Source organism: Nostoc sp. DSM 114167, from assembly GCF_052692655.1.
In genome coordinates, this window is sequence record NZ_CP195116.1 from 1,238,426 (window position 1) to 1,252,122 (window position 13,697).

12 protein-coding genes are annotated in these 13,697 nt (G+C 41.2%); 4 read left to right on the forward strand and 8 right to left on the reverse strand.

Annotated features, from left to right (window positions below):
* The first annotated feature begins 279 nt into the window (after positions 1 to 279).
* Together NSTC731_RS05110 and NSTC731_RS05115 are read left to right on the forward strand one after the other, a co-directional pair.
* Positions 280 to 1,146, forward strand: coding sequence for an aldo/keto reductase (locus tag NSTC731_RS05110; protein ID WP_445629893.1), 867 nt, complete (start codon positions 280 to 282; stop codon positions 1,144 to 1,146).
* A gap of 171 nt (positions 1,147 to 1,317) precedes the next feature.
* Complete coding sequence (locus tag NSTC731_RS05115) at positions 1,318 to 1,857, forward strand: GNAT family N-acetyltransferase (protein WP_445629894.1); 540 nt, start codon at positions 1,318 to 1,320, stop codon at positions 1,855 to 1,857.
* Positions 1,858 to 2,156: 299 nt separating this feature from the next.
* Here the strand turns inward: NSTC731_RS05115 and NSTC731_RS05120 are convergent, their stop codons facing one another.
* A complete protein-coding gene (locus tag NSTC731_RS05120) occupies positions 2,157 to 3,056 on the reverse strand; it encodes an IS982 family transposase (protein ID WP_445628068.1) in 900 nt (299 codons plus the stop codon).
* Positions 3,057 to 3,236: 180 nt separating this feature from the next.
* Between NSTC731_RS05120 and NSTC731_RS05125 the strand changes: the two genes are divergently transcribed.
* The gene (locus NSTC731_RS05125) at positions 3,237 to 3,728 is read left to right on the forward strand and encodes a hypothetical protein (RefSeq protein ID WP_445632020.1); all 492 of its coding nucleotides are present in this window, start codon (positions 3,237 to 3,239) and stop codon (positions 3,726 to 3,728) included.
* Between the two features lie 105 nt (positions 3,729 to 3,833).
* Here NSTC731_RS05125 and NSTC731_RS05130 read toward each other — a convergent pair whose 3' ends face one another.
* Positions 3,834 to 4,535, reverse strand: a complete 702-nt coding sequence (locus NSTC731_RS05130; RefSeq protein WP_445629895.1) for a Crp/Fnr family transcriptional regulator — start codon at positions 4,533 to 4,535, stop codon at positions 3,834 to 3,836.
* Positions 4,536 to 4,537: 2 nt separating this feature from the next.
* Positions 4,538 to 5,941: an amidase gene (locus NSTC731_RS05135; protein WP_445629896.1), complete on the reverse strand. Its 1,404-nt coding sequence runs from the start codon at positions 5,939 to 5,941 to the stop codon at positions 4,538 to 4,540.
* A gap of 209 nt (positions 5,942 to 6,150) precedes the next feature.
* Between NSTC731_RS05135 and NSTC731_RS05140 the strand changes: the two genes are divergently transcribed.
* On the forward strand, positions 6,151 to 7,629 hold the full coding sequence (locus NSTC731_RS05140; protein ID WP_445629897.1) for a hypothetical protein: 1,479 nt from the start codon (positions 6,151 to 6,153) through the stop codon (positions 7,627 to 7,629).
* Between the two features lie 138 nt (positions 7,630 to 7,767).
* Here the strand turns inward: NSTC731_RS05140 and map are convergent, their stop codons facing one another.
* The 5 genes from map to NSTC731_RS05165 all read right to left on the reverse strand — a co-directional run bounded on the left by map (position 7,768) and on the right by NSTC731_RS05165 (position 13,686).
* A complete protein-coding gene (gene map / locus NSTC731_RS05145) occupies positions 7,768 to 8,595 on the reverse strand; it encodes a type I methionyl aminopeptidase (protein WP_445629898.1) in 828 nt (275 codons plus the stop codon).
* Between the two features lie 228 nt (positions 8,596 to 8,823).
* A complete protein-coding gene (locus NSTC731_RS05150; protein WP_445629899.1) occupies positions 8,824 to 9,348 on the reverse strand; it encodes a plastocyanin/azurin family copper-binding protein in 525 nt (174 codons plus the stop codon).
* Positions 9,349 to 9,451: 103 nt separating this feature from the next.
* Positions 9,452 to 12,304, reverse strand: coding sequence for a M16 family metallopeptidase (locus NSTC731_RS05155; protein ID WP_445629900.1), 2,853 nt, complete (start codon positions 12,302 to 12,304; stop codon positions 9,452 to 9,454).
* 273 nt (positions 12,305 to 12,577) lie between these two features.
* Entirely contained in the window at positions 12,578 to 13,021 is a 444-nt protein-coding gene (locus NSTC731_RS05160; RefSeq protein WP_445629901.1) for a VOC family protein, read from the reverse strand.
* A 155-nt stretch (positions 13,022 to 13,176) separates the two neighbouring features.
* Positions 13,177 to 13,686, reverse strand: coding sequence for a TIGR02652 family protein (locus NSTC731_RS05165; RefSeq protein ID WP_445632021.1), 510 nt, complete (start codon positions 13,684 to 13,686; stop codon positions 13,177 to 13,179).
* Between the last annotated feature and the right edge of the window lie 11 nt (positions 13,687 to 13,697).

Sequence of the window (13,697 nt, forward strand, 5' to 3'; positions counted from 1 at the left end):
ATGGAGTTAATCTAAAATCTAAAATTCGCAAGCCCCTAGATTTATCTATGGGGTCACTGTCAATCCAAAATCCCAAATCCCAAATCTAAAATCCAAAATTGTCTGACCACTTTTAAAATATCCTCAGTCTATGAGGATTGTCTGTTAAATAATGTGGTATTTTCACATATAGCAGAAAGAAGAATTACATTCACTTATCCTCAAGTCTAAGTACTAGGGAGGATTTCTGATGAATAACTAACTGATAGATAATTGAGGCAGAAAGCTATAGCTAGAATCATGGAAACCAAACAGCTAGGAAAAACTGGTATCTTTGTGAGTGCAATTGGTTTGGGTGGTATGCCGATGTCAATTGCTAATCGTCCTCCTGAATCGGAATCAATCCAAGTTATTCATCGTGCCTTGGATTTGGGTATTACATTTATTGACACTGCCGATGCTTACTGTAAAGATGAGTCAGATAAGCACCACAATGAGCAGCTAATTCACAAGGCAGTTAGTAGTTACAAAGGCGATGTTAGTCAAGTAATTGTAGCAACTAAGGGCGGGTTGATGCGTCCCAATGGCAGCTGGACAAGCAACGGCAACCCAGAACATTTGCGCCAAACAATTCGAGCCAGTTTTGAGGCTTTGGGCGGTGCTAAACCCATCGATGTTTGGCAATATCATTCTCCCGATCCTAATTACACCATTGAAGAATCTCTTGCGCCAGTTAAAGAAGCAGTGGAGGCTGGTTTGATTCGGTTTGTAGGAGTTTCTAACTTTTCCGTTGAACAAATTAAGCGGGCGCAGGATATTGTCGATATTGTTTCGGTGCAGAATCAATACAGCCCTTGGCAGCGACAGCCAGAAAATGACGGCGTATTAGAATATTGCGAACAGCAGGGATTGACCTTTTTACCTTGGAGTCCCTTTGGTGGTAGGCGTCGCCATCAGGATTTGCAAGATATTTCTGCGATCGCTAAATTAGCTAAAGAAAAAGGCGTATCGGTGTACAATATCGTTTTGGCATGGTTGCGTTCCAAGTCGCCTATTATTTTGCCTATTCCTGGTGCTAGCAAGGTTTCCAGCATTGAAGACTCAACACATGCTATCAACGTGAAATTATCTGACGAAGAAGTGCAAAAAATCGATCGGGCAACTTAATTATTCGGCGTTACTAATTCAATTTATGAATCTGAGTGTAAAGACGTTGCCATGTAACGTTTTTACAGAGATTTTTAAATCATGCAAAAGCATTTTCATACCTGAATTCAGCAACGTCAATTATTCCACTGGCTAATGAAAATATGGTAGAACTTGCCTATAAAAAAAGACATGATATTAGAAACACACCGCTTGCTAATGCGTGACTTTATAGAGACAGATTTGCAGGCGGTTTTTGCCTATCAATCCGATCCTTTGTATTTGCGTTATAACTACTGGACACAACGCACACAGAACGATGTTTGTGAGTTTATCCAGATGTTTATCGATCAGCAAAAAGAGCAACCCCGGACTAAGTTTCAGTTAGCTGTTGTCCTCAAAGAAGAAAATCGGCTGATTGGCAATTGTGGTATCCGTGTAAACGATCCAGAAATGCGGGAAGCAAATATCGGCTATGAACTAAATACTCAATATTGGGGACAAGGTTATGCAACAGAAGCGGCACAGGCAATTTTAAAGTTTGGCTTTGAAGAATTGAGAATGCATCGTATCTGGTCTTGGTGTATTTCAGAGAATGTTGCTTCTGTAAAGGTATTAGAAAAAATTGGTATGCGTCGTGAGGGTCATTTGCGAGAAAAAGAGTTAATCAAAGGCAAATGGTACGACAACTTTCTTTACGCTATCCTTGACCACGAATGGAAAGCAAAGTAATACTGCTTCTATGAGCTACCTCAGAGACAATATCATAAATTACTGAGAAATTGAGGGTAAGACAAGTTCAGAGGGCCGCACAGATGACCAACCCTATCCTCAATTTCCAAACAGCTACGGAACACGAAGTATTAGCAGCAGCGGGTAAAAAGTATCTGCGTTCTGGTAGACGAATAGCTACAAATAAATTATCTTAGGGGGCAAATCAGCCTGGAAGATTATCAACTTTTATTTACAGTTCATAATCCTAAAGTACTATGAATTGGTGTTTTTGTCTTGATATCTAACCTGAGTTCGGGTTAAAGATAAGGAGGTAAAAGCCACTCCAGTTGAAGGCTAGGTTTCTTAGGTTGATGACAATAAGCGATTAATCCGCAAAGAACGTTAACGCAAAAATTAACGGGGCTTCGGTGTCGAGAATGTTCAATCTGAGAAATGTTTTTGAGTTGATCATTAATCGTTTCAATAATTGAGCGTTTACGGGACAAAAGTTTGTCATGAAGACGCATCAGCCTATTCTTCATATTGCGACGGGGTTTAGCGAAAAATTGGATTCCGAACTCTTCCAAAAGCTGAGAAGCAAGTTTTTCAGAAACATAGCCGCGATACCTTCGGTAAGCTTCGCTAACGCCAAATATTTTGCCAAAAAGCTTACACAGTAAATCTGGTACGGGTTTACGGTCATCAATATTACCAGGAGTAAGAGTCACATTTAAGAGTTGACCAAGCTCATTGACAACAATATGAAGCTTAAAACCAAAAAACCAATCCACGGAAGTCTTGCCACGAGCGGCTAAACCTTTAAATACCTTATGCCGAGAAATCCGACGATTATGACATACCTTCAAGCAGGTTGAATCGATAAAGCCGATACCCGTACATTGTCCGAAACAATGCTTCAGATAGACGCATAAAGGTATTAAAGTTGATGGTATCCATTCAATAAATCGTTGATAAGAAGGAAGACCTGGAAACGCAGAACTCCACTGCTGTTTCACCTGATTCAAATAAAAATGTTTGAAATTCCGGTAGTGATTTTGATGAAAAGCGATGATAATTGTCATTATTTCACTTAAACACAAGCTTTTCGCTCTTACACGTTTTATTCCTCCATGATTTAACAGTTTTCTCTGCCATTGAGCTTCAAACGCTTTACAGAAATCATCTACATGACAGAACAAAGCATCTAAACTAAACATAGGACAGGTTGCTGGATTTGTTGTTATTTTCAGCTTACTACCTGTCCTTTTCCTTATCCCGAACTCAGGTTATCTACTAATGCACCTGATGCTTGAAAGATTGAAGAAAACCTGACATTTTTGCTCCCCATCTCAGAGAAAGTCTCAGATAAAAATTAGTTAATTTTGGATTCTAAAAAAATGCGATCGCTACTTTTAACTTTTGCTGAAAATTTAAATTTTTCTGAAACTCAGTTGGAGGAAATACTCTCACAGCCTCTAACTAAAGTTCTCAATTCACCTGAATTGCAACAAGAATTAAACAGCTTAGATACCAATTTGCTTAAGGAAACTTTACCCACCGCTGGAGGAGTTTTAGCTAAGGAATTACCACCTTTTTACAACTGGCTAAAAAATGAGTTGGGAGTCAAACGGGTTCCTGATAGTCCCGATCACACTACAAGATGGGTAATTGGTTTTGTCCATAATCAAGAAAGTTTAACTCATTTGGTTGAGTTACACCGTCCAGTACCTCGTCTGGCTTTAGAAGCTTCTATTCCCCGCTTGGTAGGGTTGTTTGAAGGTGTCGAAGACGCGCAAGTTCGGCAAGAATGGCAAAAAGCGATCGCAGCTCTATGTCTAGTTTTAGTTGTGGCTGCACGCGAGCAAGATAGAGCAGCTGTAGCAGTCTGAATTGCTGTCCCCCGCGTGTAGTGGCGCACAGATGTGCGCCACTACTAATCTATATCTCCAGATGCGATGCCTGCGGCGGTAAACTACGCATTCAATTTTTCAGCATCAAGGATCGTAATCTCCAGATGCGATCGCATCCAATTTTTCAGCATCAAGGATCGTAATCGTCCCACCCCGACGATAAGCAATTACTAACTTGAGACTTTTAATTAATCGCACGCATTCTTCGTAAGTAATGCCGCTACTTCGAGCCATCCGATAATAAGATAATTTAACTTTTAAACACTCGCCTTGTGGACTAGATTCAGTTCCAGATTCAACAACAAAATATTGAATTAATCTCGCAAGGCGAACAATCGCTCTTTCAGAAACTAATCCGTGGACTGTTTCATGTAATTGCTGAATCCGACTGTTAAAAACCATCAGCATTCGTAAGGCGATTTCAGGATTTTCGTCAATAGCTTTTAACAAAGCATCTCGCTCTACAGTAAGAATTTCACAATCAGATTCAGCAGTGACAGTTGCCGGAGAAATCCCATTTCCCAACAAAGCAGGAGCCGCAAAAATTTCCCCAGCAGCTAAGGCACGGAGAATTGTTTCTTTCCCGGTTGTTGCTGTTTTGGTAACTTGAATCGATCCACTGACAACAGCATAGAGTTTTGCTGGTAAGCGATCGCCTTCATGGAGAATAATCTCTCCTTGACGATAGCCTTGCACCTGAGTGTAAGGTTGCAAACCTATCTTCTCTGCCGTTTTTAAACCTGCAAGCACAATAATTTGCGAAAGTTGTTCCAAGGATGCCTGCACGATCAGCCTGATATTGCCCAGGCTGGACGATGATGAATCCAAGGATTAGCCGCTTCTAATTGTGCTGCTAGACTGATGATTGTGGCTTCAGCGGCAGGTTTACCAATTAGCTGCACACTGATAGGTAAACCCTTACTATCAAAGCCAACAGGAATGGCGATCGCAGGTTGTCCAGTTGCATTCGCAGGCGGACAAGGGGCAACCCACTCAATAATATTTTGGAATGTCTCTTCTGGACTGAGCGAAGCCCATTCCCCAACACGGATAGGTGAATGTAGATAAACTGGCAATACCAGCACATCCACGGTATCGAAAAACGCCACAATCTGACGTGCCACTACCTGCATTTGGGAAACTGCTTGCAGGTATTCTCCAACAGAACCTGTGCGTGCAAATAGCCAGCGATTCAATGGCTGCAAAGCTTCAACAGGAAGTCCCGATGCAGCTACCCCAGCTTGCCAAACGATTTGAAATGGTTCAACTAAACCACTAAAATCTGGGGATTTTTGTTCAACGTGGTGGCCGAGTTTTTCTAATAACTGGACTGTTTGGCGGACACCTTGCTGACAGTTGGCATCAGCTTCTCCCAAAGGAGAAATACTAGTGTCAAAGGCAATTCGCAAAGCACCGAGTTTTGTCTTAGTTGCGGCGAGAAATGATGGTTCGGGATCTGGCAACCAGTAAGGATCGCCTGTCATGTAACCAGATATGGCATCCAAAAGGGCAGCAGCATCAGCGACAGTCCGGGCGATCGGCCCGTTGACGGCAATTCCAGCGAGGCGTTCGCCTACGGGTGCTTTACTCACTCTGCCCCTAGATGGTTTAATTCCCACCAAACCACAACAAGCCGCAGGCCCCCGAATTGAACCACCACCATCAGAACCTTGAGCGATCGCACACAATCCCGCTGCTACCGCCGCCGCCGCACCACCACTGGAACCGCCAGGGGTGTATTCTAAATTCCACGGATTTCTGGCTGGGGGAAAACCCATAGGTTCGCTGTAGGGAAAAGAACCTAATTCGGAAGTGGCTGTTTTACCAAGAATAGTAAATCCAGCCTGCTTAATCCGCGTTACAACCCCATCATCATAATTAGGGATATTGTTCAGTAATGCTGGATTTCCATAAGTACAGGTAACACCTGCTACAGCATTGAGGTCTTTAATGGAAATCGGCACGCCAAAAAATGGCGGTAGTTCTGAGGTAGTTGTTAATAATTCTGTTTTGGCTTTGGCATCTGCGATCGCTAATTCTGCCGTCACCGTAAAATAACTTCCTAATTGAGGATTTAATTGCTCAATCCGTTCTAAATATATTTCTACCAACTCTAGCGGTGATATTTCCCGGCGACGAATTAATTGCGCCAACTCTAGTGCTGGGGTAAATGCTAAATCAACTTCATTCATAGGTTAGTGAATGGGTAATTTTGTCTTTACTCTGGGATTTTTAAACTGAAATTGTTACTTTAGCAGGATTTCGGGGAACTATACATTTTATAGCTCCTGAGATTTGCCACTCATTTAGGATACTCAGATGCAATAGGCGTGGTTACGTTCTTACTCAAGCCATTTTAATTGTTCTGCATAAACTTTCGACAAATCCCTAAAGGGTATTTATGGCTAACCTAGAAATACTTGTTAGTGAATTGCCAACATTGATTCAGAGTCTAAAACTTACTATTGGCGATTCTAATCAAATCATGGAACAAATTATCCCGATTAATAATGCTCAAGAACAGCTACGGAATATTAAAAAATTAATCGTTCAAGAATTGAGACTTGAGAACGTCAAAAATTCTGCGATCGCTACACTTCCTCGAATAAGTACTGTAGGTGTTTTATTTATACCTGGTGTAGGATTAGTAGATCCAGCGATCGCAGAGAAATTTGGAAATTCAGAAACTAAAATTTCATTGACTGATTTACATTCAAAAATTGATGATTGGCTTGAATGGGGTTATTTTTTGCAAGCGATAGCCGCTGATATTCTTAGTGATGTTCAATTAGTAAATCAACTAAATTCTGATATTCTTAATTTAAGTATATCCAATCAATTTCAAACCTTGAATGACAGCTTAAAAATTGACTTATACTTGGCTAAATCTAATATTTTAAAACATCAAATTGAAACAATTAGCGATTCTCAAAAACAATTATTACAGTTACAACAAAAACTAAATTATATTTTTGATACTATTAAAAATAGTCGCAACTTATTAAATATTTTATTAGGCGTATCAGCTTTTTATGGTAAATCTGGTTTTGCTCTAGAGTGGTTAGATGATGACCATGAATTAATCATATCAAGTGATGGAAAATTTCAAGAATTGACAGATATTCTCAATGATTGTGATTATTTCCAACAACAAATTGCTGCTTTAATTCTTCAGGGTGATACTTTCAGTCTACACGCAGAACAAGCCTTGAAAAAGATTGAACAGGAAAGTAATAAAGAAGCAATCAGTAGCCAGAAATTAGGAATAGTACCAAAGTTTTCAACACCAAAGATAGTACGTTCAGTTTTGATTATCGCTTCAAGTTTATTAATCTTAACTTTTGCTGGTTGGAAAATTAGAGAGCAAAATCTAAGTTTAACTCAAGAAACAAGTGCGTTCGTCGCAGACGATGGCGGAGCCATCGCCAACTTTAAATCTGCTCAAAAACTCGGTATGGAGGCTGCTTCTCTCGTTCAAAAGCCACCGCATCCTCTAAAAGTCTGGCAACAAGCACAAAACAAATGGTATCAGGCAATAATTTTATTAGATAAAATTCCTGCTAAAACATCAATTTATGACCAGGCAAAGGAGAAATTAGCTTACTATCAAATTAACTATAAATCTATCAGTAAAAGAGTGCTAATTGAAAAGAAAGCTGTAGCAAACTTAGAATTAGCCCACAAGCTAGCAACAGAAGCTAATTTATTTGTTAAAAATTCACCTCATTCACAACTAAGTCGAAAGCAAGCACAAAATAAATGGCGGCAAGCAATTAATTTGTTAGAAGCTATTCCAAAGAGTACGTCTGTCTTTGTGCAAGCTAAAGAGATGCTTTCTATTTACAAAACTAATTATGCAGGGACTAATCAACAGTCCTAAATCATTTGTGAAAAATTAAATAGGATTGCTATATAGCAGTTATTGAATGTTTGACAAATTGTGTTAAAAAAGTAAAGAGGTAAATCGCCCTCTTTCAACGCTTTACCTCTCTCAACAACAAATAATTACAACTGACAATTACAGCTTAGAACGGTCAGTCAAAATCTCATAACCAGTCTCTGTCACCAAAACTGTATGCTCAAACTGAGCAGACAAAGAATTATCCATAGTGACTGCTGTCCAACGGTCAGATAATGTCCGCGTGTGTCTAGAACCCGCATTTAAAATTGGCTCAATTGCCAGCGTCATCCCTGCCCGGAGTTTAACATTTGGCATCTCACGAGTACGGTAGTTGAATACTGAAGGTTCTTCATGCAGGTTACGACCGACACCGTGTCCAGTAAACTCTTCAACTATACTAAAGCCGTTAGCTTTCACATGATCTTCAATTGCTCCAGCTAAGTCAAGCAGGTATACACCAGCCTTTACTTGCTCAATGCCTTTATATAAAGCTTCTTCTGCTACGCGAATTAATTTAGCCGCTTCTTGCGTCACTTCACCCACAGCAATTGAAATGCAAGAATCACCGTGAAAGCCTTGGTAATAAGCGCCCGTATCTACTTTTAATACGTCCCCGACACGAATCACTTTTTTGGGACTAGGAATGCCATGCACTGCTTCATTATTAATACTGGAGCAAATAGAACCTGGAAAACCGTGATATCCTTTAAAACTTGGTGTTGCACCCATTTCGCGGATGCGTTTTTCTGCATAAGCATCCAAATCAGCTGTTGTCATTCCTGGCTTTACTAGCTCGGAAATTTCTTTGAGGACAGTTGCTACAATTGTCGATGATTGCCGCATGATTTCAATTTCACGCGGCGATTTAATTTCAATTCCTCGGCGTTGTTTTTTTGTAGGTGCAGGTTGAGTCGCTTGAGAAAGTAAGTTACTGAAAATGTTCATGGGAGATTAATAATTACTGGTGCTTTAACGCTGAAGTATGAATGCTTTCTCTAGATTAATTGAGAAATAATATCTTTAATTTAACACTATGGGAGTTAGTACAGTTTAGTCTAAAATTGTGATGAATTGAGGTTTCAAATTTAAACGCAAAGGGGCGCAAATTTAAGGGCAAAGGTACGCAGAGAATTTAATCACCTGAATTCAATGTTGTATTTAGCTCAATTATTTTTAATTTTTAATGGCAATCTCTCCAGTCATACCTGCTTCTCTATGTCCTGGTATTGTACAACGTAAGCCATAAGTACCAGATTTCAAGGGCACAAACACCCATTCGGCTTCAGCACTGGGTTTGAGTTCCAGTTCGTGAATGGCTCCTTTGATCTCTACTTTGCCTGCTTCAACTTTTTGTGTCCAGATGCCATCGGCAAAATCTTTAGCAGTAAAATAGTGCTTCAGTTGACTGGGATTAGTAAGCCGTAGTTGATAGCGTTTGCCAACCTCAAATTCCAAATGATTTGGCTCAAATTTGAGTTCGTTAGCCGCATTACCCAAGCTAACTGTAATTTCTGTAGCTGGTTGCTTGAGCAAATCAAAAGACTTATTCGCCGCCATTGCTGGAGTAGCAGCGATGAAATTTAGAGCTAGGAGTAACGTTAAGATCGCGTAGCTCGGTCGTAATATTTGCACCCAAGTATGAATTGTGAAAGTAAGGGATTTGATTACAATTTCGTAAACATAGTTATAAATTTTCATTACTAATTCTCAAAAGGCAATACTGATGAGCAATAACAATTAATAGGTAGCGGGCAAAACCACTTTACCTATTCTTTATATTATCCATGCCCAGTGCCTATCTCTACCTAATACTTTTCTCTGCTAACACAGATGGCCCAGCAGTAACGACTACGATTCGATCTGGGTGGAGTAACTCACGAGCCGCTTGATTAACTTGAGTAAGGGTGACTTTCTGGATTTTATCAGTGAAGGAGTGCAATTCTACTTTATCTAGTCCGTACACCTCATTCATCAGAATTCTATCTGTTAATTCCTCTGGGTTTGCCAGGGAAACGTTGTAGTTGCTCATCAGGGTGCGTTTAGCTGTTTCTACTTCTAGTGCAGTTACGCCTTGTTGATGAATTTGCTGTAGCATCTGGCGAGTACTAGCGATCGCTTTACTGCTATCTTCAGGACTAGTCTGCATCTCAATCAAAAATGTCCCTACATTCTTCCCAGCTTGGAAGGAGCTATAAATTCCATAGCTTAAACCTTGGCGATCGCGCACTTCTGCACCCAGTCTACTAGATAAGGTATCGCCTCCCAATATTTGGTTCAATACTAAAGCTGCATGAAATCGAGGATCGTAACGGTTAATACCTGTGTAACCCATATAAGTTACAGCTTGGGCTTTATCCGGTAAAACTGGGTTGACACTCACCATTTTCTTTGGCATTGCCACCGGGGGATATTTTAATGTGGGTGCTTGGCCGCTAACTTCCCAATCTCCAAACTTATTTTTTATCAGCGATCGCACTTTGTCTAGATCGAAATCTCCCACCAGCGCTAGCACTGTTGTATCTGGGCGATAATGTTTAGTTTTGAAATCAATCACATCCTGGCGCTGAATCTGCTGTAAACTCTCCTCTGTGGGGAAGGTATGTAAGGGGTGTTTTTTCGGATAAATTGACTGAACAAATACTCTTCTAGCTACTTCTGATGGCTCATCTAATTCCTGTTGCAAATCAGTTAAAGTTTGTTGGCGATGCAGTTCTAACTCTTTGCTGGGAAAGGTACTATTTTTCACAACATCTGCTAATATCTCTAGGAGTATCGGCAAATCATCTGCTAAACTATCACCTTCAATATGCACACCTTCGCGGTAGGTTTGAAAGTCTAGACTTGCCCCTCGTTCTCCTAAGACTTTAGCAATAGTTAAAACATCCTTGCTCTTAGTACCATTTAGCAAATTATCTGCCACAAAAGCAGCCAATCCAGCTTTATTCTCTGGATCGAATTCTGTCCCAGCTTGAATATAACCGCTCAAGGTAACGGTGGGAGTACTGCGATCGGGTAACAGTAATATCCGCAATCCGTTAGTCAATTTAAATTCCTGGGGTAAGACTTGGGCAATCGCATCTGTAGCCAAATCCACGGGTGGTAAGTATTTCATCACCTCAGAAGGAAGCACAGGTGCGCCAGGAGAGAAATTTTCTGTAGTTTGGGCTGAGTGTGGTTTGTCAGCAACTTCTGTTATCCGCTTCTGGGTTGGTTCAAAAAATCCTACTGTCCGCGCTTCTTTTGTCAAGTATTTGTTAATCACAGCAACAACATCCGTCGGCTTCACCAGACGAACAGCTGCCAAATAGCGATCTGTGTAGCGATAATCACCAACAGTTGTCTCATCAGTGCCCAATCGCATTGCTTGAGAGGTGATATCACGGTTACTCAAAATTACATCCGCTGTTAATTGAGTTTTGGCTTGTTCTACTTCCTCAGATGTCACACCTTTTTCTGCTACATTAGCGATCGCACTACTCAACATTGAGTCAATTTTTTTCAAATCTTGTTTAGCTCCAGCCGTTACCAACAACTCATACCAGCCAGATTCTCGCAAACTGGTGACGGATGCCGTAAGTTCACTAGCTAAACCTGATTCCACCAATGCCTGATAAAGTCTAGAATTCCGTCCCTCTGTCAAGATGTAATCCATCACATCCAGCGTCGGCACATCTGGTTGATTTGCATCCGGTAGCGGATACACAACTTGTAACAGCCGTCCTGCTCCCGGTTCTCGTAATACGATGGGAGATGAGGAAGAAAGACTTTCTCCTCTGCTCCTCTGCTCCTCTGCCCCTCTGCTCCCCTGCCCTCTGCCCCCTGCCTCCTGCCTGGGTAATTTACCAAACACTTCTTTAATTGTTTCGAGAGTATTTGCTGTTTGAAAATCTCCCACAATCACTAAGACAGCATTATCGGGACTGTAAAAATTGCGGTAATATTTTTCTACCTGCTCAACTTCAAATTTCTCGACATCAGCTTTGGTGCCGCCTACAGGCAACCCATAAGCATGATTGGGAAACACCGCTTGCATAACGGCGCGGTTGAGGCGATATTCTGGACTATTTTCGTAACCCTGCAACTCGGAAATTACTACCCGCTTTTCACTGGCTAATTGCTCCGGCTCAATCTGGGAATTTCGCATTCTGTCTGCTTCCAGCACCAAGAGCGCTTTCAGCTTGTTTCGTTCCACAGTACCGTAATATGCAGTTTGGTCATAGCTGGTAAAAGCATTGGAATCACTACCTAAAGCACTAAACAAACGTCCAAATTGAATTGGACGGTTTCGAGTGCCTTTAAACATCATGTGTTCCAATTGGTGGGCAATGCCATTCACGCCTGGTTCTTCGTTACGCGAGCCAACCTTGTACCACACCTGCACCGTCACCACTGGCGCAGTATGCACTTCCTTTGTCAGGACAGTTAGACCATTCTCCAGCACTGTCTTGCGGACATTTTCTGTCAGTGTTGAGGGCATTATTCTTTTTGCTAGCAAGGTTAACTGATATTTTTCTTTGTTAGTAAATATAACTGGATGTTGGCTATGAGCAGGTCGATCGCTCAACAAAAAAACAGCTATTAGCCATAAACTTAAAAGTAATAACGGCAAGGGATATTTATAAAATTTCGAGTAAAATTTGGAACATCCATACATGTATTTAGCAGATATATCTGTAAATTAAGTTACATAGTTAGGCGTTGCATATTTGTCGGATGATTTTGCTAGTTTTGTGGGATGGGTATCTTGCCTGTCCCTTGTATCTCAGGGCGGGCGAGACGCCCACGCTACAAGAATCATCCCTTGATTCAGCAACGCCCATACTTATTTTTGTGAGTGACCACACTTTAATCTGACGAAAAAATCTGTGACTTCAGTAACAATACAGAAAAACAATATATTAGCAACAAAGCTAATAAAAAAGCTAAATTACGGGAGTTTTGCTAAAATCCGAATGAATTCCAGAGGTAAGCCATCAGTATCGGCGATGAAAGCCACTTCGTAAATGCGATCGCCTATTTGCTGTTGTGTCGGTTCTAAAAGCACCTTCAATGGTTCTAATCCTTCGGGTTGACTCTCAGCAGCTACTAATGCACGTTCTTGCAAATTTGTCAACCAGCTAGGTAAATCTGGTGTAATCTCAGTTAAATCGAACGAGAGATGATAATATCCCACATAATGTTCGTCAGCAAAGGCATCTGGGGCTGGTTTTGGTTCGGGAATTTGGATCAGTTCAATTCTGCCGCCCAATCCTTCCATCCAGCAAGCTAGGGTATAGCCTGTGGTAAAGCGTTCTGAGATTGTAAACCCTAAAAGTTCGTAGAAAGCGATCGCTCGATGAATATTGGCAGTCCGAATAGAAGCGTGATGCATAAGACAGTAGTGCTGAGTGCTGAGTAACGAGTGCTGAGTAAGACCTTAAACTTAAATTCTAAGGATGAAAAACTTTTTAATTGAGTGCAATTAAAACTTCTTCTCCATTAGAACTCAGCACTCAGCACTCAGCACTCAGCACTAATTATTGACCATTACTCAAACAACCTGAAATAAGGGTAGCGTACAGGGACACCAGGCTCTTTTTCCAAGTCAAAATTAATCACTTCCCAACAGGCATCATCTGAGTTATCGGGGCTAAACTCCACGGGTAAACCGTATAAACGCGCCGCAGTAGCTTCTGGTTGTCCAGAACGCCAAGGCGTGCTGCGTTCTAAGTAGCCACTCATCAATTCCTGATAGCGTCGAGCAATAATTACTCGTGTTGCTCGAAAACCTTGGGTATAGAGCTTGTCTAATGCTTCGTGAATTTCAAAGCGAATACCATCAGGATGAGTATGTTGTCTATACCATTCATTATTCCACCTCCGCCAATGACGCCCCGATTGCAAATGGATTAACTCTCCATTTTTCGGATTAGCTTCAAATGCGCCATGACGCGGACACAGATAGGTATCTGTGAGTGTCAACGCCGGAATAGTCTGGCGACAATGGGGACACTGTATTTCCGGCCCAAACATTGGGTACTGCAAACCTGGATTCATCATGAAGTGCG